Below are 19290 nucleotides of genomic sequence, written 5' to 3' on the forward strand. Positions count from 1 at the left end.
GTGACGGATGGGACAAGCCGGACCAGCGTAGGGCTTCTCGAGGCGCAGGGAAAGGGGATGTGACGCACCTCATACCCGTTCCTCCACGCCCTCGGCGACGCGGACTGCTAGGGCTCAGGGCAGCTGGATGGGCAGCACGTCACGCAGATCGAGGTCCGGCGGCAGCGGCCACCAGGACACCGCCGGTGCGTCGAGGAACCCCCAGACGGCGAGCGCCACACCTCCCACGAGGGTCACCGTGACCAGCCCCACCGTGGGCAGACCGGCCGGAACACCTCCGCGCAGGATGGTGCGGGAGCCGCGGCGCAGCGGGGTGGCGGACAGCCCCCACCAGGCCAGCAGTGCCCCGACGATCGACCCGGTCGCGACGGGCACCGGATGCTCGACGTCGACCCCGATCATCGTCTCCGTCGTCGTGACGACCCCCGAGACGACGAGGGCGACGAGGGCGGCCATCCCCAGCGGAAGCAGCAGCGAGAACGCCGTCGCCAGCACCCCCCGGGTCAGGTGCCAGGGCGAGGCGGCCACGAGCACGGGCACGTCGCTGCGTCGGCGCCCCGCCTCGTGGCGGCGCAGGACGAGGGTGGTCAGGCTCGCGTCCACCGTCCGGGCGGCCACCCCCCAGAGCGCGAAGAGCGACCAGGCCAGCAGCGGGACGGCGGAGGCCAGCCCCACGAAAGCGACGAGAAGGGCGGCCAACGTGCCCGTCCGCGGGCTGCGACCGATCCTGGGGTCGGGACCGCCCTGCTCCCCCGGCGGGACCGCGTAGGGATCCTGCCCCGGGTCGGGCGAGGAGGGTGCCACCGGTCCCCCACGACCCGGCTTCGGGTCGTGCGAGGGGTATGCCGTCGGCGCCGCTCCCCCGCGGCCCGCCGGGTCGGCGTGCGGGGCCTCCCACGGAGGCGGGGGCACCGCCTGGACCCGGGGGTGGTGCTGGGGCGTGCCGCGGGTGGGGTCGACGACCGGCTGCCTGCGGGTGACGTCGACGTCCGGCGCGTCGGCGGGCCCGTGGGTCCCGGCGACACCGACGACGGTCGCGCCGCGGGGCAGCGCCCCGGTCACGTCCTCCCCCCGGGCATAGCGCTCCAGGCCGTCCAGCACCTGCTGCTGGGTCGGGCGTCGCCCGGGGTCGGGGTCCAGCGCGGCGGCCAGCAGCGGCCGCAGCTCGGGGTCCACCCCGTCGATCCGCAGCCGCCCCCGGGTGACCCGGTCGAGCACGACGGTCATCGGGGCCCGACCGAACGGCGGCTCCCCGCTCGCGGCGAAGGCCAGCGTGGCGGCCCAGCCCCACCAGTCGGTGGCGCGCCCCACGTCACCCCCCTCGACCACCTCGGGCGAGAGGTATCCCGGCGTGCCCATGACCATCCCGGTCATCGTCAGCCGCACGTCGTCGGCGACCTGCGCGATCCCGAAGTCGATGACCACCGGGTCGAGCCGGTCCGCCCCGTGGCCCCGGCCGGAGCCGGGGACCATGAGGACGTTGCCCGGCTTGAGGTCGCGGTGGACGATCCCGGCGCGGTGGATCGCGTCCAGCGCCTCCCCCAGGCCCCGCCCCAGCCGGAGCAGCTCCTCCCTGTTCAGCGGACCCTCCTGCTGGACGACCTCGTCGAGCGGCCGGCCGGCGACGTGCTCGGTGACGATGTACGGCGCCGGTCCGTCCACGTCGGCGTCCACGACCGCGGCCACCCGCGGGTGGTGGACCCTGGCCAGGCTGTGCACCTCCCGCCGCAGCCGGGCGCGGGCCTGCTCGTCGTGGGCGATGTGCTCGCGCAGCACCTTGACCGCGACCTGGCGGCCCCGGTCGTCCACGGCCCGCCACACGACCCCCATGCCCCCCTCCCCGATCCGCTCGAGGAGCTCGTAGCGGCCCAGCCGACGCGGCACGACCACCGGCACCCGACGGGTCGGGTCGGCACCGGGGGTGCGGGGCAGCTCGGTCGTCACAGGGTCCACGGTATGCGGTCTCCTCCTCGGGCGACCCGGCGTGCGGGTCCGACGGGCGGGCTCCGGAGGCGCTCACTAGGGTTGGTCACCGGAGGGTCGACGAGGTCAACGAGCAAGGAGGTCAGATGGTTTCGTCCACGGGCGGCACGAACGGCACCTACGACTTCGTCGTGGCGGCCAACCGGTTGCCGGTGGACCGGCACGTCGAGCCCGACGGCACGACGACCTGGCAGACCAGCCCCGGTGGCCTCGTGACCGCCATGGAGTCGGTCATGCACGACCGGGAGGGCGCCTGGGTCGGCTGGGCCGGCTTCCCCGGCGAGGCCCCCGAGCCCTTCGACGACGGGCCGCTGCGTCTGGTCCCGGTGTCCCTGTCGGCCGAGGAGGTCGCCGACCACTACGAGGGGTTCTCCAACGACACCCTGTGGCCGCTCTACCACGACGTCATCGTCCCGCCGACCTTCCACCGCTCCTGGTGGCACTGCTACCGCCGGGTGAACGAGCGCTTCGCCGAGGCCGTCTGCGAGGTGGCCGCCGAGGGCGCGACCGTGTGGGTGCACGACTACCAGCTCCAGCTCGTCCCGGCGATGATCCGCGACCGGCGCCCCGACGTCAGGATCGGGTGGTTCGACCACATCCCCTTCCCCCCGGTCGAGCTGTTCGCCCAGCTGCCGTGGCGGGCCTCGATCCTGCGCGGCCTGCTCGGCGCCGACTTCCTCGGCTTCCAGCGCGCCGACGACGCCCGCAACTTCCGACGGGCCTGCCGGGCGGTGCTCGGCGCCCGGGCCGCCGGCGACCAGGTCCGCTGGGCTGGGCCGGCACCGACGACGAGCGCACCGGTGCCGGTGCCCGGACCGTGCGCGCCGCGGCCGTGCCGATCTCCATCGACGCGACCGGGTTCCAGCGGCTGGCCGACTCCCCCGAGGTCCGCGAGCGTGCCCGGGAGATCCGCGCCTCGCTCGGGGACCCCGAGGTCGTCCTGCTCGGGGTCGACCGGCTCGACTACACCAAGGGGATCCGCCACCGCCTGCGCGCGATCGAGGAGCTCTACGCCGACGGCGACATCGCCCCGCCGGACGTCATCTTCGTCCAGGTGGCCACCCCCAGCCGCGAGCGGGTGGAGGCCTACCGGACGCTGCGCGAGCAGATCGAGGCGACCGTGGGCCGGATCAACGGCGACTTCTCCCACCTGGGCGACACCGCGGTGCACTACCTGCACCAGTCCTACCCGCGCGAGGAGATGGCTGCGCTCTTCCAGGTCGCCGACGTCATGCTCGTGACCCCTCTGCGGGACGGCATGAACCTCGTCGCCAAGGAGTACGTCACCGCCCGCCACGACGGCCACGGTGCCCTGGTCCTCTCCGAGTTCACCGGGGCGGCCGAGGAGCTGCGGGCGGCCTACCTGTGCAACCCGCACGACATCGAGGGCCTGAAGGAGACGATCCTGCGGGCGATCCGGGACGACCCCGGAGAGAAGACCCGGCGGATGGCGGCACTGCGCCGCCGGGTGCGCCGCCACGACGTGCAGACCTGGGCCGAGGAGTTCCTCGCCGCCCTCGCGGTCGCTCCCGACCGCCCCCGCCCGCGGCCCCGCCGCTGACCGTCCGACCAGGAGACCTCATGGCCCAGCCGCCCGAGCTGACCGCGGCGGTCCGCCGCTTCGCCGCGCTGCCCACCGTCCTCGTCGCCACCGACTTCGACGGGGCGCTGGCGCCGCTCGTCACCGATCCCCTGCGGTCCCGCCCCGTCGAGGGGGGTATGGAGACGCTCGCCGCGATCGCCGACCTCCCCGGCACGACGGTCGCCCTCGTCTCCGGCGTGCGCTCGCCCCGCTGCGGGAGCTGTCCGGAGCCACCGAGCCGCTCCTGCTCGTGGGCAGCCACGGCGTGGAGGACTCGCGGCGGCCCGACGGGCTGGCGCTGGACGATGAGCAGCGGGACCTGCTCGCGACCCTCGACGCCGACCTGCGCGCCGTCGTCGAGCGTCATCCCGGCACCCGCGTCGAGGACAAGCCGGCCGGACGGGTGCTGCACACCCGGGGCCTCGATCCGGAGGTGGGCGCCGCCGCCCTGGAGTCCGCGCACGCCCTCGGCGAACGGCATACCTCGCTGGTGGTCACCCCCGGCAAGGAGGTGGTCGAGCTGGCCGTCGCCCACGTCGGCAAGGGCGTGGCGCTCGTCGACCTGGCGCAGGAGCTGGGCGTGGACGGGGTCTTCTACGCCGGTGACGACCTCACCGACGAGCAGGGATTCGCCGCGCTGGCCGACGACCCCGACCAGGACCGGGCCGCGCGACGGCTCACCGTGCGGGTGGGGGACGGGGAGACGGGCGCACAGTTCCGGGTCCCCGACGAGCCCTCCCTCGTCGAGGTGCTCCGGGCGCTGCTCGACGCCCGGCGGGAGCACCGGCCGGCGGGCTGACCACGACCGGCGGGTTGACCGTGACCGGCGGGTTGACCGCGACCGATGGGTTGACCGCGACCGACGGTCCTTCCACCCTGGCTGCCGTTCGTCGGCGTGTCGCGCACCGGTGCAGATCACGTGTTGCAGAAACCGGGCTATGACCCGCGACACGCCGCAGCGGAAGCGACACGGTGCACGACACGCCGGACGACGGGTGACGCCGGACGACTCGGGAGGCCGGACGCCCGGCCGGAGCGTCAGGTCGGGGTCGGGGCGCCGGCGGTCGAGCGGCGCAGGATGAGCTCGGGCTCGAAGAGGTACTCCCGGTGCTCCACCCTCTCCCCGGCGATCTCCTCCAGGACCGTGCTCACGGCGGCCTCGGCCATGCCGGGGACGTCCATGCGCACCGTGGTCAGCGGCGGGTCGACGAAGGACATGAACGGCACGTCGTCGCCGCCGACGACCGAGAGGTCCTCCGGGACGCGCAGGCCGAGCTGGCGGGCCGCCCGCAGCACGCCCAGCGCCATGACGTCGGAACCGGCCACGACCGCGGTCGCGCCCGCGTCCACGAGCTGACGGGTCGCGGCGGCGCCGCCCTCCACCGAGAAGAAGGTGGTGCGGACCATCTCCTCGGGCTGCACGCCCTCCACCCCGGCCATCGCCTCCAGGAACCCCTCGACCCGACGCTGGACCGGGACGTAGCGCGCCGGCCCGGTGGCGAAACCGATCCGCGAGTGGCCCAGCTCGCGCAGGTGCCGCACCGCCAGCTGCATCGTCACCCGGTCGTCGTGGCTGATGAAGGTCGCGTCGATCCCCTCGCGGTAGCCGTTGATGAGCGCGATCGGCAGGCCGCGCTCGCGCAGCCGGGTGTAGCGCTCTGTCCCCGCCCGGGAGTCGGCGTGGTAGCCGCTGACGAAGACGATGCCGGAGACGCCGCGGTCGAGCAGCATCTGGACGTACTCGTCCTCGTGGACCCCTCCCGGGGTCTGGGTGCACAGCACCGGGGTGTAGCCGGCGGCGGCGAGGAAGGTCTCGATGTTCTGGGCGAAGAGCGGGAAGACCGGGTTGGTCAGCTCGGGCACGACGAGGCCGATGAGGCCGGCGCTGTTGCGCCTCAGCTTGCTCGGGCGCTCGTAGCCGAGCACGTCCAGCGCCGTGAGCACGGCCTGCCGGGTGCCGGCGGCCACGCCGGGCTTGTCGTTGAGCACCCTGCTGACGGTGGCCTCGCTGACCCCGGCGTAGGAGGCGAGGTCGGCCAGGCGGCCGCGGGCACCGCCCGGCTCACCCTCCCCCCGGCGCGCAGGAGGTGTGGGCGTGCTCGTCACTTCACGGCGCCGGAGGTCAGCCCGCCGATGAGCTGCTTCTGCAAGGACAGGTAGACCAGCACCGGGGGGATGGAGGCCAGGAGCGCACCGGCGCTGAACATGCCGAAGTAGCGGTTGCGGTCGGCCGCGTTGAGCGAGTACAGCCCGACGCCGAGGGTGCGCTGGTCCTGGTCGAGCAGGAAGATGCTGGCCAGGAGGAACTCGCCCCACAGCATGACGAAGGCCAGGATCCCGACCGTCGCCAGGATCGGGGCCACCAGGCGCAGGGTCATCGTGAAGAAGATCCGGGCGTGGCTGGCCCCGTCCATCTTGGCGGCCTCGTCCATCTCTTTGGGGATGGTGTCGAAGTAGCCCTTGAGCAGCCACACGTTGGCCCCCATCGCCCCTCCCAGGTAGACCAGCAGCAGTCCCCACAGGGTGTTCAGGCCGATGGCGGGCAGGACCTCGCCGATCCGCAGGAACATGATGTAGAGCGCCGGGAAGGCCAGCAGCGCCGGGAACATCTGGGCCAGGAGCAGACCCATCAGGCCCGGGCGGCGGCCGGACCAGCGCAGGCGGGAGAAGGCGTAGGCCGCGGCCGCGCCGATGAAGACCTGGAAGACCGTGCCCAGGCCCGCCACCAGAAGACTGTTGCGGAACCAGGTCCAGAACGGGAAGGTCGTCGAGGCGAACAGGTCGGAGAAGTTCTTGCCCGAGAAGTGCTGGGGCAGGGGCGAGGAGGCACTCAGCGTCCCCGCCGGGTTCAGTGCCGCCGACAGGATGAACATCACCGGGAACAGCGCCCAGACGAGGGCGACGAGGGCCAGCGCGTGCCGCCACCAGACCCCCGTCCGGGGCCTGGAGACGGTGCTCGCGGCGGCCCGCTTGCTCTCGGGCACCGGCGCGGGAGCGTTGGCGTCGGCGGCGGGGGTCTTGGCCGTGGGCTGAGTCATGTCAGTTCACCTCTTCCAGGGCCGCGGACTGGCGGAACCCGACGTAGCTGATGGCACCGACGAGCATGAAGATGACGATGCTCACCGCGGAGGCCAGACCGATGTTCGGCTGGCCGGACTCCAGCGCCAGCCGGTAGGCGAAGTTGATGAGCAGGTCGGTGTTGCCGACCAGGCTGTTGCCCGCGTCGAAGGGTCCGCCCCGCGTCACCAGGTAGATCAGCGTGAAGTTGTTGAAGTTGAAGGCGAAGCTGGCCACCAGCAGCGGTCCGACCGCCACGAGCAGCAGCGGCATCGTCACCGACACCAGCGTGCGCACGGGCCCGGCACCGTCCACCGCCGCCGCCTCCTTGACGTCGTTGGGGATCGACTGCAGCGCCCCGGTGCAGATGAGGAACATGTAGGGGAAGCCCAGCCACAGGTTGGTGATGAGCAGGGCCGCCCGGGCCGCCCACGGATCACCGAGCCAGTTGATGTTCAGCCCGGTCACCTCGTTGATGAGGCCGAACTGCTGGTTGAACATCGCCGCCCACACCAGGCCGGTCACGAAGATCGGCAGGGCGTAGGGCAGGATCAGCAGCGAGCGGTAGACGCCCTTGCCCTTCAGCCGCGGGTCGTTGAACAGCAGGGCCAGGAGCATCCCGAGGACGAACGTGCTGGCCACGCTGAGCAGCGGGAAGGCCAGGTTCCACAGGAAGATCTTCAGGAACCCGCCGCGGAAGGTCGGGTCGGTGAAGATCGTCGCGAAGTTGTCGAAGCCGACGTTCTCGGTCCACCCGGCCGGGAGCACCGGCCCCTGGCCGTCCTCGGGGACGAAGTTGCCGTCCTGCGCCACGTAGCGCTCCCCCTCGGCGGTGACCATCACGTCGTTCTCCTCGTCGTAGGAGATCGTGGGCTGGCCCACGAACGCCTGTGACGTGGTGGCCGGCTTGACCGCGGCCCCCTCCTCCCCGACCGGGACCGCGAAAGCCTGCACCTCCTGCGCGCGCTGGTTGGCCTCCAGGAGGTTGAGCACCCGGTAGCCCGGCGCCGCGCCGATCGTCCCGTTGCCCCGGACCTCGACCCCCTCGGCGGCCAGCGGCTCCAGCCCCTCCTCGGTGCCGACGAAGAGCTGGTAGCCCTCGGCGGTCACGTTCTCCCCGAGCTCGGCGCCCCCCCGGCACCCTCCTCGGCCCCCTCCTCCAGCTCGCCGGCGTCCTCGGCCGGCGGCACGGTGAGGAGCAGCGACAGCTCACCGGTCTCGATCGGCTCGTCCTCCGGCACGGCGACCGACATCCCGTAGCGCGGGGCGTCGGGGTCCTGGCGCACCGACTGCGCCTGGATCGCCGAGACCGCCTCCTCCTTGGAGAGGGTGTGGCCGTCGCCGTAGTTGGTGAACGCCGTGGCCGCGGTGTACATGATCGGCCACATCTGGAACAGCAGGAGCAGGACCAGACCCGGCAGCAGGTACTTCAGCGGGATGAACCGCCGGGTCGAGTAGACGACCAGCACGGACATGGCGATGAACGCCACGGCGATGACGATGAGCCAGGCACCGGCCTCGACGGCCTGCTGGGCCGCGTAGCCCAGGATGACCACGGTCAGCAGGATCAGGCCCCACCGGGCGGCGTGCACCCACACGGGGGTGTGCGCCACCTCGTCGGACAGGGGGCCCGAGGGCGGGCCGGACGACCGTGGAGGGTCGGCGACGGTCTGGGACATCGATGTCTCCTCGTGAAGGACCGGAGGGGGAGGTATGCCGTGCGGGCGCGCCCCGAGGGGTGCGCACGCACGGCATACCACGCCTCGCCGGTGCGGGTGGGTGCCTCCCGGAGGCACCCACCCGCCGTGGCGGGATCAGGCCTGCGTCAGAGCGCGGCCTCGACCTCGGACTGCGCGGTGCCCAGACGCTCGGCCGGGTCGTTGCCGCTGACGATGTCGGCGGTCGCCTTGCCCAGCGGGCCCCAGACGGCGTTCATCTGCGGGATGTTCGGCATCGGCGTGCCACCCTCGGCGGCGGCGCCCCAGGCCTCGATGTCGGTGTTGCCCTCGGAGACCTGGTCGTAGGCCTCGACCAGGGCCGGCGGGCGGTCGCCCGCCTCGTAGAGCGAGACCTGCACGTCGGCGCGGCTGACGTACTCCTGGACGAAGGTCTGCGCGATCTGCGGGTTCTGCGACTCGGCGGAGACGTAGAAGCCCTGGACGCCCAGGAACGGGGTGGTCTCGCCGCCGTCCTCGAAGTCGGGGATCGAGGTGATCTCGTACTCGATGCCGGCGTCGACGACCTGCTGGACCGCCCACGGGCCGGAGACGAGGAACGCGGTGTTCTCCTCGACGAACTGCGGGATGGCGTTGGAGGGGTCGATGTTGACGCTCAGCGCCTCCTCCTGCCCCAGCCAGGCGATCTTCTCGCCGCCCTGGACGGTTTCCGGGGAGTCGATGATGACCTGGGTGGAGTCGAAGCCACCCTCCTCCAGCAGCGGGAAGATGCCGCCGCCGTAGGCTGCCAGGTAGGGGTACATGCTGTAGGCGTTACCCTCCTGGCCCAGCTCCTGGGCCATGACGAGCTCGGCCTCGCCGTCGGCGACCAGCTGCTTGCCGGTCTCCACGAGCGCCTCCATCGATTCGGGCTCCTCGGGGGCCAGGGCGGTGTTGCGGATGAGGGCGAGCGACTCCACGGAGTAGGGCACGCCGTAGACCTGGCCCTCGTAGGTGAAGGCCTCGACCGACTCGGGGGTGAACTGGCCGGCCAGGTCGGAGGACAGCTGGACGGGGGCGACGACGTTGTTCTGGACGAGTTCGCCCAGCCAGTCGTGCGCGCCGACCGCGATGTCCGGACCGGCGCCGGCGCCGACGGAGTCCTTGAACTGCTCGCGCAGGTTCTCGTTGGCGACCACCTGGAGGGTCACCGGCACGCCGGTCTCCTCCTCGAAGGTGGCGGCGACGTCCTCGAGCGCGGCGGCGCGCAGGTCGTCGGCCCAGATGACCAGGCTCGTCCCGTCGCTGGCGGCCGGGGGTGCAGCCTCGGAGGTGGCGGCGGCGTCGTCACCGGCGGCGGCGTCCTCGGTCTCGGTGTCGTCCTCGGCGGCCGCGTCGTCCTCGGCGGTCTCCTCGGCGGCGGTGGTGGGCTCGTCGGCGGTGTCGGCGGTGTCGCCGCCGCAGGCGGACAGCAGCAGGGCCGCCGCGCTGGCGATGGCGACCGCTCCGGTGGTGCGCTTCATGGTTCTCCTTCGAACTGTGGTGTTCCCAGGCCCGTGGCGCTCAGGACGGCCACGACGCCGGTACACGACGACCCGGGGAGACCGAGCCGCGACGTACGACCTCAGTATGGGGTCGCTGCGAAAGTTCTGCAAAATCTTGCAGCGCGGCGTCCGGCCCCGTGCTAGCGTGAGGACCGTCACCGGCAACGGCGCCGGGCACGCCATACCTTGTCGTCCGTCGTTCCCGCGCCGTTCCCGAAGACACCGCACGACGCCCGCCCGCACCCGCGGACGGGTTCCTTTACGACGGATCGTCCGGCACGTACCTGCCGGTGAAGGAAAGGCATACAGATGGCAACAGTGACGTTCGACGAGGCCACCCGCATCTACCCGGGGGCCGACTCCCCCTCGGTGGACAAGCTCAACATCGAGATCGCCGACGGTGAGTTCCTCGTCCTCGTGGGCCCCTCGGGCTGCGGCAAGTCGACCTCCCTCCGCATGCTGGCCGGCCTGGAGGAGGTGAACGGCGGTCGCATCCTCATCGGCGACCGCGACGTCACCCACATGCCGCCCAAGGACCGCGACGTGGCGATGGTGTTCCAGAACTACGCGCTCTACCCGCACATGACGGTGGCCGACAACATGGGCTTCGCCCTGAAGATCGCCGGCAAGCCCAAGGCCGAGATCCGCGAGCGCGTCGAGGAGGCCGCCAAGATCCTCGACCTGACCGACTACCTCGAGCGCAAGCCCAAGGCCCTCTCCGGTGGCCAGCGTCAGCGCGTGGCCATGGGCCGGGCCATCGTGCGCCAGCCGCAGGTCTTCCTCATGGACGAGCCGCTGTCGAACCTGGACGCCAAGCTGCGCGTGCAGACCCGCACCCAGATCGCCTCGCTGCAGCGGCGCCTGGGCGTCACCACCGTCTACGTCACCCACGACCAGGTCGAGGCCATGACGATGGGCGACCGGGTGGCGGTGCTCAAGGACGGCATCCTCCAGCAGGTGGACGCCCCCCGGCACATGTACGACCACCCGAACAACGTCTTCGTGGCCGGCTTCATCGGCTCCCCCGCGATGAACCTCATGACCGTCCCGGTCGCCGACGGCGGCGTCAAGCTGGGCGACTACGTGCACCCGGTGGACCGCGACATCCTCTCGCGGGCCGGCAGCGACGTCGTGCTGGGCGTGCGCCCGGAGGACCTGACCATCTCCGACTCCGGCCGCGGCCTGCCGATCGAGGTGGACGTGGTCGAGGAGCTCGGCGCGGACGCCTACATCTACGGCGAGCTGCCCGGTGCCGGCATCAACGACAAGCCGTTCATCGCCCGGGTCGACGGCCGCACGCCGCCGAAGAAGGGTGAGATCGTCCACTTCCAGCCCAAGGGCGACCACCTGCACCTCTTCCACACGGAGACCGGGGAGCGCCTCACGCAGTGACCGCGCTCCCGGTGCAGCGACCGCACCGGAGGGTATGACGTGGGGGGCGGCGCGCCGCCGCCCGGCCCTCGTGCGCGCCGAGGGGCATACCCTCGTCCCATGGCCCTCGACATCACCGCCATCGCGCCGGATCCGGCCCTGCTGGACCTGCCGTGGGAGGTGCCCCTGGAGGACTGGCCCGAGCAGCACCTGGCCGCGCTCCCCCGGGGCATCTCGCGCCACGTCGTGCGCTTCGTGCGGCTGTCGGGGAAGGTGATGGCGGTCAAGGAGATCAGCGAGCCGCTCGCCCGGCGCGAGTTCCAGACCCTGCGCAACCTGCGGCGGCTGGACCAGCCGGCCGTGGAGCCGCTGGGCGTGGTGTCCGGGCGGCTGGACGCCGAGGGCAACCCGCTGGACGCCTGCCTGATCACCCGCCACCTGAAGTTCTCGCTGCCCTACCGGGCCGTCTTCTCCCAGCGGCTGCGGCCCGACACCGCGCGGCGCACGCTGGACGCGCTGGCCGTGCTGCTGGTGCGGCTGCACCTGTCCGGGTGCTTCTGGGGGGACGTGTCGCTGTCCAACACCCTCTTCCGCCGCGACGCCGGGGAGTACGCCGCCTACCTCGTCGACGCCGAGACCGCCGAGCTGCACCCGACGCTGTCGCACGGCCAGCGCGAGCACGACCTGTTCATCGCCCACGGCAACATCGCCGGGGAGCTGATGGACCTGGAGGCCGGCGGCCAGCTGGACGAGGGCGAGGACCCGATCGAGATCGCCAACCTCATCATGCACCGCTACGACCTGCTGTGGAACGAGCTGACCGGGGAGGAGCGCTTCGAGCGCGGCGACCGTTGGAGGGTGGACGAGCGGATCCGGCGGCTCAACAACCTCGGCTTCGACGTCGACGAGCTGGAGATGAGCACCGACGTCGACGGCACCCACATCCGGCTGCAGCCCAAGGTGGTCGACGCCGGCCACCACTCCCGGCGGCTGATGCACCTGACCGGCCTGGACGTGGAGGAGAACCAGGCCCGGCGCCTGCTCAACGACCTCGACTCCTACCGTGCCGCGACCGACCGGCAGAGCGAGGAGGACGAGGACATGGTCGCCCACGAGTGGCTCTCACGGATCTACGAGCCGGTCATCCGCTCGGTGCCCCGCGAGCTGCGCTCGAAGCTGGAGCCGGCGGAGTTCTTCCACGAGATCCTCGAGCACCGCTGGTACCTCTCCGAGCAGGCCGGCCACGACACCCCGATCGAGGACGCCGTGCGCGACTACCTGGAGACGGTGCTGCCGTCGCGGCCGGACGAGGTGGCCGTCGTCGGCGTGGACACCCAGGAGATCCCCATCCGGGCCCAGCTGGAGGACTGAGGGACCGAGGCCCTCCGCCCTACCGCAGCCGGCGCGAGCGGGTGATCTCGTAGAGCGCGACGGCCGTGGCGATGCCGGCGTTGAGCGACTCGGTGACCGCGGCGATCGGGATGGAGACGATCTGGTCGCATGTCTCGCGCACGAGCCGCGAGAGGCCCTTGCCCTCGGAGCCGACGACCACGACCAGCGGCTGGTCGGCCAGCTCAAGACCGGGCAGCTCGACATCGCCCTCGCCGTCCAGGCCGACGACGAAGAACCCGGCCTTGCGGTAGTCCTCCAGCGCCCGCGTCAGGTTGGTCGCCTGGGCCACGCGGACCCGGGCGGCGGCCCCGGCCGAGGTCTTCCAGGCGGCCGCGGTCATCCCGGCGGAGCGCCGGGCCGGCACGACGACCCCGTGGCCGCCGAACGCCCCGACCGAGCGCACGACGGCGCCCAGGTTGCGGGGGTCGGTGATCCCGTCGAGGGCGACGATGAGCGGCGTCCCGGGCAGCTCGGCGTCCAGCAGGTCCTCCGGGTGGGCGTACTCGTACGGCGGCACCTGCAGCGCGAGCCCCTGGTGGACCGCCCCGTCGGTGAGCCGGTCCATCTCGGTGCGCGGCGCCTCGAGGACGGCGATCCCGCGCTCGGTCGCCAGCGTGATGCTCTCCTTGACCCGGTCGTCGCTCTCCATCCGCGACCCGACATACAGGGTGCTCGCGGGCACGTGCGTGCGCAGCGCCTCCAGCACGCTGTTGCGGCCCACGACGATCTCGGTCGCGCCTCCCCGGCCCGGTCCCGCCCGGCGGGGTCCGCCCCGGCCGGCGCTCCTGGTGCCCGACGTGGCCCCGGCGCGGCGCGAGGCCACGTGACCCACCCGCTCCTCGGCCTTGGGGGTCGGTCCGCGGCCCTGGAGCTGCTTGCGGCGCTGACCGCCGGAGCCGACGACCATGCCCTTCTTGTTGCTCGTGCGCGCGTTGCGGCGCTGCTGGTTGCCGGCCATGGTGTTCTCGTCCTTCGTTCAGCGCAGCGACCAGCGGGCGCCGGCCGGGGTGTCCTCGATGACCACGCCGAGCGCGGTCAGGTGGTCGCGGATGGCGTCCGCGGTCGCGAAGTCCTTCTCGGCCCGGGCCCGGGCGCGGGCGTCGAGCCGCTCCTGCACCAGCGCGGCCAGCACCTCGGCGCCGCGGTCGTCCCCCGCGGCCCCGCCTCCCCAGGAGGGGTCGAGCGGGTTGGTGCCGAGCACGTCGAGCATCGCCAGCAGCTGCAGGAGGGTATGCCGCACCGCATCCGCGTCGCCCCCGGCACCGGCGGCGTCGAGGCCGCGGTTGCCGTCGCGCACCAGGCCGAACACGACAGCCAGCGCCTCCGGCACGTTGAGGTCGTCGTCGAGGGCGGCCCGGAAGTCGGCCGGGAAGGCCTCCTTCGCCGGCAGCGCTCGGGAGGCCTCGAGCAGCTCCTCGGGGGGCGACCCCAGCACCTCCCGGGCGCGCACGACATACCCCTCGATCCGTTCGACCGCGGCGAGCGCCTCGTCGAGGCTGTCGTCTCCGTACTCGATCGTGGACCGGTAGTGCGCGGCGCCGAGGTAGTGGCGCAGCACGAGCGGGCGCACGGTCTTGGTCAGCTCGGTGACGGCGAGGGCGTTGCCGAGGGACTTGCCCATCTTGGCGCCCTTGACCGTGACCCAGGCGTTGTGCAGCCAGTAGCTCGCGAAGTCGAGGCCGGCGGCGCGGGACTGGGCCTGTTCGTTCTCGTGGTGCGGGAAGCGAAGGTCCACGCCGCCGCCGTGGATGTCGAAGGCGTCGCCGAGGTACTTGCGCGCCATCGCCGAGCACTCCAGGTGCCAGCCCGGGCGGCCGCGCCCGTGGGGCGCCGGCCACGAGGCCGTCAGCGGCTCGCCGGGCTTGTGCCCCTTCCACAGCGCGAAGTCGCGCGGGTCGCGCTTGCCGCGGGGGTCGGCGTCGCCGGCGGGCTCCATGTCCTCGAGCCGCTGCCGGGTCAGCGACCCGTAGTCGGGCCAGGAGCGCACGTCGAAGTAGACGTCACCGCTGCCGTCCTCGGCGACGTACGCGTGCCCCCTCTCGACCAGGGCCTGCACCAGCTCGAGCTGCTCGGTGATGTGCCCGGTGGCGCGCGGCTCGTAGGTCGGTGGCAGGACTCCTAGCAGCTCCAGCGCCCGGGTGGTCTCCCGCTCGTGCTTGTAGGACCAGGCCCACCAGGGGCGCCCGGCGTCGGCCGCCTTGGTGAGGATCTTGTCGTCGATGTCGGTGACGTTGCGCACGAGCGTGACCTCGTAGCCGTGCCCGCGCTCGAGCCACCGGCGGAGGACGTCGAAGGCCACCGCGAACCGCACGTGCCCGATGTGCGGGCTGCCCTGGGTCGTGAGCCCGCAGATGTAGAGACCGACCCGACCGGGCTCGAGCGGCTCGAACGGCCGCAGCTGCCGGGTGGCGGTGTCGAAGAGGTGCAGGCTCACCCGCTCAAGGGTACCGGCGCGCCTCCCACCCGCTGACCTCCTGGCCCAGGGCCGCCCTGCGCCGGCCGACGGCACCGCCCCTGTCACTCTCCAGCCGGGCCCTACCCAACCGGCCACCCTCCCCAGCGGGCCACCCGCGTCGACCACCCACCCCTCACGATGAAGACAAGGCTCTGCACCTGATGCGCCGTCGAGAACGTTGTCTGCGGTGCATACTCTTGTCTGTCGTGGGGCCAGCTCGCTGGCAGGGCCCATCGGCTCGTCGTCCTGGCTGGTCTGGCACGGCACGGTGGCCCGTCCGGCCACCCTGTGGACGAGCTCGGAGCCGGCGGCCGCAGGAACGGCAGACTCGGCCCATGGACGAGGAGATCACCCGCCTGCTGCAGATGCAGGGCGGGGCGGCCAGCGGTCGCGAGCTGCAACGGGGCGGCTTCTCCCGCCGTTCGGTGGAGATCATGGTGCGGCGGGGGGAGCTGGTGCGGGTGCGCCGCGACGCGCTCGTCCTCGCCAGCGCTCTCGCGGGTTCCACCCCGTGGGAGAGACAGGCACTGGTCGCCCGGGCCGTAGGACGGAGCCTCGCAGCGACTGCGAGCGACAGCACGACGCACGCGTTGAGCCACGAGAGCGCGCTGATGGTGCACGGGTTGCCCTGGTTCGGGGAGGACGGGCTCATCCACCTGGTCCGCACCGACGGCCGACGAGGCCGGCGGGACGGGACCGTCTGGGTGCACCGGCCCGTGGACGCCCGATGGACGGTGGAGCTCGACGGCCTCGTGCTGGTGGCACCGGCGATGGCAGCCCTGCAGGTGGCAGCGACCCACGGTGCTGAGGCCGGACTGGTGGCTCTCGACGGTGTGCTGCATGCGGCGCAGGAGCAGGACAAGGAGGGTGACGGTCGTCCGGAGAACCCCGCCGCCGCCCAGGTGGGACAGGAGGTCGCGGAGGCTCTCGAGGAAGGCTTCGGGTCTGCCACCCCGACCGTCCGACTCGTCGTCGACCTGGCCGACGGCCGCGGTGAGTCCGCCGGCGAGAGCCGCACCCGGTGGCTGGTCCACGTCCTCGGACTCGGCCCGTGCATCCCGCAGTTCGTGGTCCACGACGGCGACCAGCTGGTGGGGATCGTCGACCTCAAGCTGGCCCGGTGGGACGTTCTGGTCGAGTTCGACGGGACCGGGAAGTACACCGGCCATGGGGCCCTCCTTGCCGAGAAGGACCGGGAGGACCGCCTTCGTGCCCCGGGTACGAGGTGGTCAGGCTCCGGTGGGCCGACCTGGCCCGCCCGCACCTGGTCCGCCGCCGCCTCCTCGAGGCGATCGCCCGCGCCGAGGCCCGGTCGTCCGCGATCGGCTGAGATCGGAGTGGAGCAGCGGCCCGGTCGCACGGGACCCCGTGGCACCGGTGGCGCCGGCATGGACGCCGTGGCACGCGGACCGGTCGGCTGTCATCCATGAGAAGACCACGCCCGGACAAGGCTCTGCACCGGATGCACGATTCTCGACGGCGCATCCGGTGCACATCCTTGTCTGCTCGGAGGAGGCCCGGCGGCGGGAGCGGTCGGCCCGGCGCGGTCTATGGCCGGCCGTCCGCGAGCGCGCAGGTCACGACGCCCGGGAGCAGACGGCTTCCTCGCCTCCCCCCGCCGGATGAGGCGCCCCGGCCGCGCCTCCGACGAGGGACCGATGCGCAGCCGGCCGGCCGGCCCCTAACGTCGGGGTCATGCTCATCGCCGAAGAACTTCTTCTCGTCGGGACCTCCCCCGAGGGCCGCAGCCTGCTGGGCAGCTCCCGGACCGTCGTCCTCGGCGGGGCCCTGCTCACCGAGCTGGCCCTGCGGGAGCGGCTCAACGTCGACGACCGCAAGCGGCTGCGGATCCTCGACGGCGGCGCGATCGGCGAGCCCGTGCTCGACGAGGCCCTGGTCCGCTTCGCCGAGCGGGAGGGCAAGAAGCCCAAGGACGTGCTCGACCGCGTGGGCAAGAAGCTTCAGCAGCCCCTGCTCGACAGCCTCGTCCGTCGTGAGCTGGTCCGCCCCGAGCCGGTGACGGCGCTCGGGCTGAAGCTGACGACCCGGTGGCCGGCGCTCGTCACCGGCCCGCGGGACGCCGTCCTGGCGGACCTCGTCCAGGTCATCACGGGAGCCCGCGAACCGGACTCCCGAACCGGTGCGCTGATCTCGCTCCTGCACGCCGTCGAGGCCCTGCCCAAGGCGGTGACCAAGGAGATGCGACCCGGGATGACCAACGGGGAGGTCAAGCGCCGCGGCAAGGAGATCACCAAGGGACGGTGGGCGCCGGAGGCCGTGGCCAAGGCCGTGGAGGAGGCCACGACGGCCGTGATGGTGGTTGCGGTCACGGCCGGCGGCGCGAGCAGCGGCTGACCGGCGTCGCGCCGGCCCCGTCCGAGGAGGTCAGTGGCCGCGGTCGAGCCACTCCTGGCGGTGCGGCTTCTCCGCCCCGATCGTCGTCGTGCCGCCGTGCCCGGTGTGCACGACCGTCTCCTCCGGCAGCGTCAACAGCTTCTGGGTGATCGAGTCCACGATCGTCGGGAAGTCGCTGAACGAGCGCCCGGTCGCCCCCGGCCCGCCCTCGAACAGGGTGTCGCCGGAGAAGACGACGTCCATCTCGGGCACGAGGAAGCAGCACGCGCCGGGGCTGTGTCCCGGCGTGTGCAGCACGTGCAGCGTCACCCCGGCGACCTCGAAGGCCATTCCCTCCGCCAGGTCGCCGCCCGGGGAGACGTCGTGGACCCGGTCCCACAGCATCCGGTCGTCGGGGTGCAGGTAGGTCGTCGCGCCGGTGCGGCGGGCCACCTCGGGGGCGGCGTCGACGTGGTCGTCGTGACCGTGGGTCAGCAGCAGGGCCCGCACGGTCCGGCCGGCGACGGCGGCCACGATCGTGTCCGCGTCGTGCGGGGCGTCGACGACGATGCACTCCTCGTCGTCGCCGATCACCCACACGTTGTTGTCGACCTCCCAGGTGCCCCCGTCCAGGCTGAAGGTCCCGGTGGTGACGGCGTGGTCGATGCGCGCGTTCATGCGCCGGCCTCCTCGGTGGTGGACGTGCTGGTCCCGTCGGCGTCCGTGGTCGGGGTGGCCGCGTCGTCGACGATCACGACGGAGCGCAGCACCTCACCCGCGTGCATCTTCTCGAAGGCGGCCTCGACGTCGCCCAGGCCGATCGTCTCGCTGACGAAGTCGTCCAGGTTGAACCGGCCCTGCCGGTAGAGGTCGATGAGCATCGGGAAGTCGCGGGAGGGCAGTGCGTCGCCGTACCAGCTGGACTTCAGCGCCCCGCCCCGGCCGAAGACGTCGAGCAGCGGCAGGGTGATCTCCATCTCGGGCGTGGGCACGCCGACGAGCACGACCGTGCCGGCGAGGTCCCGGGCGTAGAAGGCCTGCTTGTAGGTCTCCGGACGGCCCACCGCGTCGATGACGACGTCGGCACCGTTGCCGCCGGTGAGCTCCTGGATCGCGGTCACCGGGTCGGTGCCGGAGGAGTTGACGGTGTGGGTGGCGCCGAAGGACCGCGCCGCCTCCAGCTTCCGGTCGTCGATGTCGACGGCGATGATCGTCGTGGCCCCGGCCAGGCGGGCCCCGGCGACCGCCGCGTCACCGACCCCGCCGCAGCCGATGACGGCGACCGAGTCGCCGCGGGTGACGTTGCCGGTGTTGACCGCCGCGCCGAAGCCGGCCATCACGCCGCAGCCCAGGAGACCGGCCGCCACGGCCGAGGCCTCCCGGTCCACCTTCGTGCACTGCCCGGCGTGGACCAGGGTCTTCTCCACGAAGGCCCCGATGCCCAGGGCCGGCGTCAGCTCCGTGCCGTCCTCGGCCAGCGTCATCCTCTGCGTGGCGTTGTGGGTGTTGAAGCAGTACCACGGCTCCCCCTTGGCGCACGCGCGGCAGTGCCCGCACACCGCCCGCCAGTTGAGCACGACGAAGTCGCCCGGTGCGACGTCGGTGACGCCCTCGCCCACGGCCTCGACGGTGCCCGCGGCCTCGTGCCCGAGGAGGAAGGGGAACTCGTCGTTGATGCCGCCCTCGCGGTAGTGCAGGTCGGTGTGGCAGACGCCGCACGCCTCGACCTTGACCACCGCCTCACCGGGTCCCGGGTCGGGCACGACGACGTCGACGACCTCGACGTCGGCCCCCTTCCTGCGGGCGATGACACCCTTGACGGTGCTGGGCACGACAACCTCCTGGTCACGGGGAACGGTGCCCCCAGCCAACCCCGCCGCGGGGCGCGCGACGCAAGTGACGGCTGGACGAGCGCAC

At 72.6% G+C, this 19290-nt stretch carries 15 protein-coding genes and 1 pseudogene; 6 read left to right on the plus strand and 10 right to left on the minus strand.

The window, feature by feature from the left end:
* Positions 1-114: 114 nt before the first annotated feature.
* Complete coding sequence (locus tag ACQ95T_RS16130) at positions 115-1944, minus strand: protein kinase domain-containing protein (protein WP_425943230.1); 1830 nt, start codon at positions 1942-1944, stop codon at positions 115-117.
* Positions 1945-2069: 125 nt separating this feature from the next.
* Between ACQ95T_RS16130 and ACQ95T_RS16135 the strand changes: the two are divergent.
* Positions 2070-3544, plus strand: a pseudogene (locus tag ACQ95T_RS16135) (alpha,alpha-trehalose-phosphate synthase (UDP-forming)).
* A gap of 271 nt (positions 3545-3815) precedes the next feature.
* Positions 3816-4364, plus strand: a complete 549-nt coding sequence (locus ACQ95T_RS16140; protein ID WP_431473099.1) for a trehalose-phosphatase — start codon at positions 3816-3818, stop codon at positions 4362-4364.
* A 239-nt stretch (positions 4365-4603) separates the two neighbouring features.
* On the opposite strand, the gene ACQ95T_RS16145 is transcribed toward ACQ95T_RS16140, so the two are convergent.
* The 5 genes from ACQ95T_RS16145 to ACQ95T_RS16165 form a co-directional block, all read right to left on the minus strand.
* Complete coding sequence (locus ACQ95T_RS16145) at positions 4604-5671, minus strand: LacI family DNA-binding transcriptional regulator (protein WP_425943233.1); 1068 nt, start codon at positions 5669-5671, stop codon at positions 4604-4606.
* On the minus strand, positions 5668-6603 hold the full coding sequence (locus tag ACQ95T_RS16150) for a sugar ABC transporter permease (RefSeq protein WP_425943234.1): 936 nt from the start codon (positions 6601-6603) through the stop codon (positions 5668-5670). The genes ACQ95T_RS16145 and ACQ95T_RS16150 overlap by 4 nt, the downstream gene beginning before the upstream one ends.
* Position 6604: 1 nt before the next feature.
* Positions 6605-7732 carry an ABC transporter permease subunit gene (locus ACQ95T_RS16155; RefSeq protein WP_431473100.1) on the minus strand — a complete coding sequence of 376 codons (1128 nt, stop codon included), beginning with the start codon at positions 7730-7732 and terminating at the stop codon, positions 6605-6607.
* Positions 7729-8301 (minus strand): hypothetical protein, encoded by a 573-nt coding sequence (locus tag ACQ95T_RS16160; protein ID WP_431473101.1) that lies wholly within the window; start codon positions 8299-8301, stop codon positions 7729-7731. Before ACQ95T_RS16160 ends, ACQ95T_RS16155 begins: the two co-directional genes overlap by 4 nt.
* Positions 8302-8447: 146 nt before the next feature.
* Positions 8448-9800, minus strand: a complete 1353-nt coding sequence (locus ACQ95T_RS16165) for a sugar ABC transporter substrate-binding protein (protein ID WP_425943236.1) — start codon at positions 9798-9800, stop codon at positions 8448-8450.
* Positions 9801-10130: 330 nt separating this feature from the next.
* Between ACQ95T_RS16165 and ACQ95T_RS16170 the strand changes: the two genes are divergently transcribed.
* Together ACQ95T_RS16170 and ACQ95T_RS16175 are read left to right on the plus strand one after the other, a co-directional pair.
* Positions 10131-11213: an ABC transporter ATP-binding protein gene (locus ACQ95T_RS16170; RefSeq protein ID WP_425943237.1), complete on the plus strand. Its 1083-nt coding sequence runs from the start codon at positions 10131-10133 to the stop codon at positions 11211-11213.
* Between the two features lie 99 nt (positions 11214-11312).
* Positions 11313-12563 carry a DUF4032 domain-containing protein gene (locus ACQ95T_RS16175; protein WP_425943238.1) on the plus strand — a complete coding sequence of 417 codons (1251 nt, stop codon included), beginning with the start codon at positions 11313-11315 and terminating at the stop codon, positions 12561-12563.
* A gap of 19 nt (positions 12564-12582) precedes the next feature.
* Here ACQ95T_RS16175 and rlmB read toward each other — a convergent pair whose 3' ends face one another.
* Positions 12583-13542 (minus strand): 23S rRNA (guanosine(2251)-2'-O)-methyltransferase RlmB, encoded by a 960-nt coding sequence (gene rlmB / locus ACQ95T_RS16180; RefSeq protein WP_425943239.1) that lies wholly within the window; start codon positions 13540-13542, stop codon positions 12583-12585.
* 18 nt (positions 13543-13560) lie between these two features.
* The gene (gene cysS / locus ACQ95T_RS16185) at positions 13561-15018 is read right to left on the minus strand and encodes a cysteine--tRNA ligase (RefSeq protein WP_425943240.1); all 1458 of its coding nucleotides are present in this window, start codon (positions 15016-15018) and stop codon (positions 13561-13563) included.
* Between the two features lie 356 nt (positions 15019-15374).
* On the opposite strand from cysS, the gene ACQ95T_RS16190 reads away from it, so the two are divergent.
* Positions 15375-16469, plus strand: coding sequence for a hypothetical protein (locus tag ACQ95T_RS16190; RefSeq protein ID WP_431473102.1), 1095 nt, complete (start codon positions 15375-15377; stop codon positions 16467-16469).
* 265 nt (positions 16470-16734) lie between these two features.
* Positions 16735-17394, plus strand: a complete 660-nt coding sequence (locus tag ACQ95T_RS16195) for a GOLPH3/VPS74 family protein (RefSeq protein WP_425943242.1) — start codon at positions 16735-16737, stop codon at positions 17392-17394.
* Between the two features lie 30 nt (positions 17395-17424).
* Here ACQ95T_RS16195 and ACQ95T_RS16200 read toward each other — a convergent pair whose 3' ends face one another.
* Complete coding sequence (locus ACQ95T_RS16200; RefSeq protein ID WP_425943243.1) at positions 17425-18051, minus strand: MBL fold metallo-hydrolase; 627 nt, start codon at positions 18049-18051, stop codon at positions 17425-17427.
* Positions 18048-19205, minus strand: coding sequence for an S-(hydroxymethyl)mycothiol dehydrogenase (locus ACQ95T_RS16205; RefSeq protein ID WP_425943244.1), 1158 nt, complete (start codon positions 19203-19205; stop codon positions 18048-18050). Before ACQ95T_RS16205 ends, ACQ95T_RS16200 begins: the two co-directional genes overlap by 4 nt.
* Positions 19206-19290: the final 85 nt, after the last annotated feature.

Origin of the sequence: Ornithinimicrobium carbonis (genome assembly GCF_050703245.1) — a bacterium.
Taxonomy (GTDB): domain Bacteria; phylum Actinomycetota; class Actinomycetes; order Actinomycetales; family Dermatophilaceae; genus Ornithinicoccus.

Bases quoted from the DNA above. Each gene is read 5' to 3' on its own strand.
- ACQ95T_RS16170 (WP_425943237.1), top strand. From the start codon at position 10,131: ATGGCAACAGTGACGTTCGACGAGGCCACCCGCATCTACCCGGGGGCC.
- ACQ95T_RS16190 (WP_431473102.1), top strand. From the start codon at position 15,375: ATGGACGAGGAGATCACCCGCCTGCTGCAGATGCAGGGCGGGGCGGCC.
- rlmB (WP_425943239.1), bottom strand. From the start codon at position 13,542: ATGGCCGGCAACCAGCAGCGCCGCAACGCGCGCACGAGCAACAAGAAG.
- ACQ95T_RS16175 (WP_425943238.1), top strand. From the start codon at position 11,313: ATGGCCCTCGACATCACCGCCATCGCGCCGGATCCGGCCCTGCTGGAC.
- ACQ95T_RS16200 (WP_425943243.1), bottom strand. From the start codon at position 18,051: ATGAACGCGCGCATCGACCACGCCGTCACCACCGGGACCTTCAGCCTG.
- ACQ95T_RS16160 (WP_431473101.1), bottom strand. From the start codon at position 8,301: ATGTCCCAGACCGTCGCCGACCCTCCACGGTCGTCCGGCCCGCCCTCG.
- ACQ95T_RS16150 (WP_425943234.1), bottom strand. From the start codon at position 6,603: ATGACTCAGCCCACGGCCAAGACCCCCGCCGCCGACGCCAACGCTCCC.
- ACQ95T_RS16165 (WP_425943236.1), bottom strand. From the start codon at position 9,800: ATGAAGCGCACCACCGGAGCGGTCGCCATCGCCAGCGCGGCGGCCCTG.
- ACQ95T_RS16195 (WP_425943242.1), top strand. From the start codon at position 16,735: ATGCTCATCGCCGAAGAACTTCTTCTCGTCGGGACCTCCCCCGAGGGC.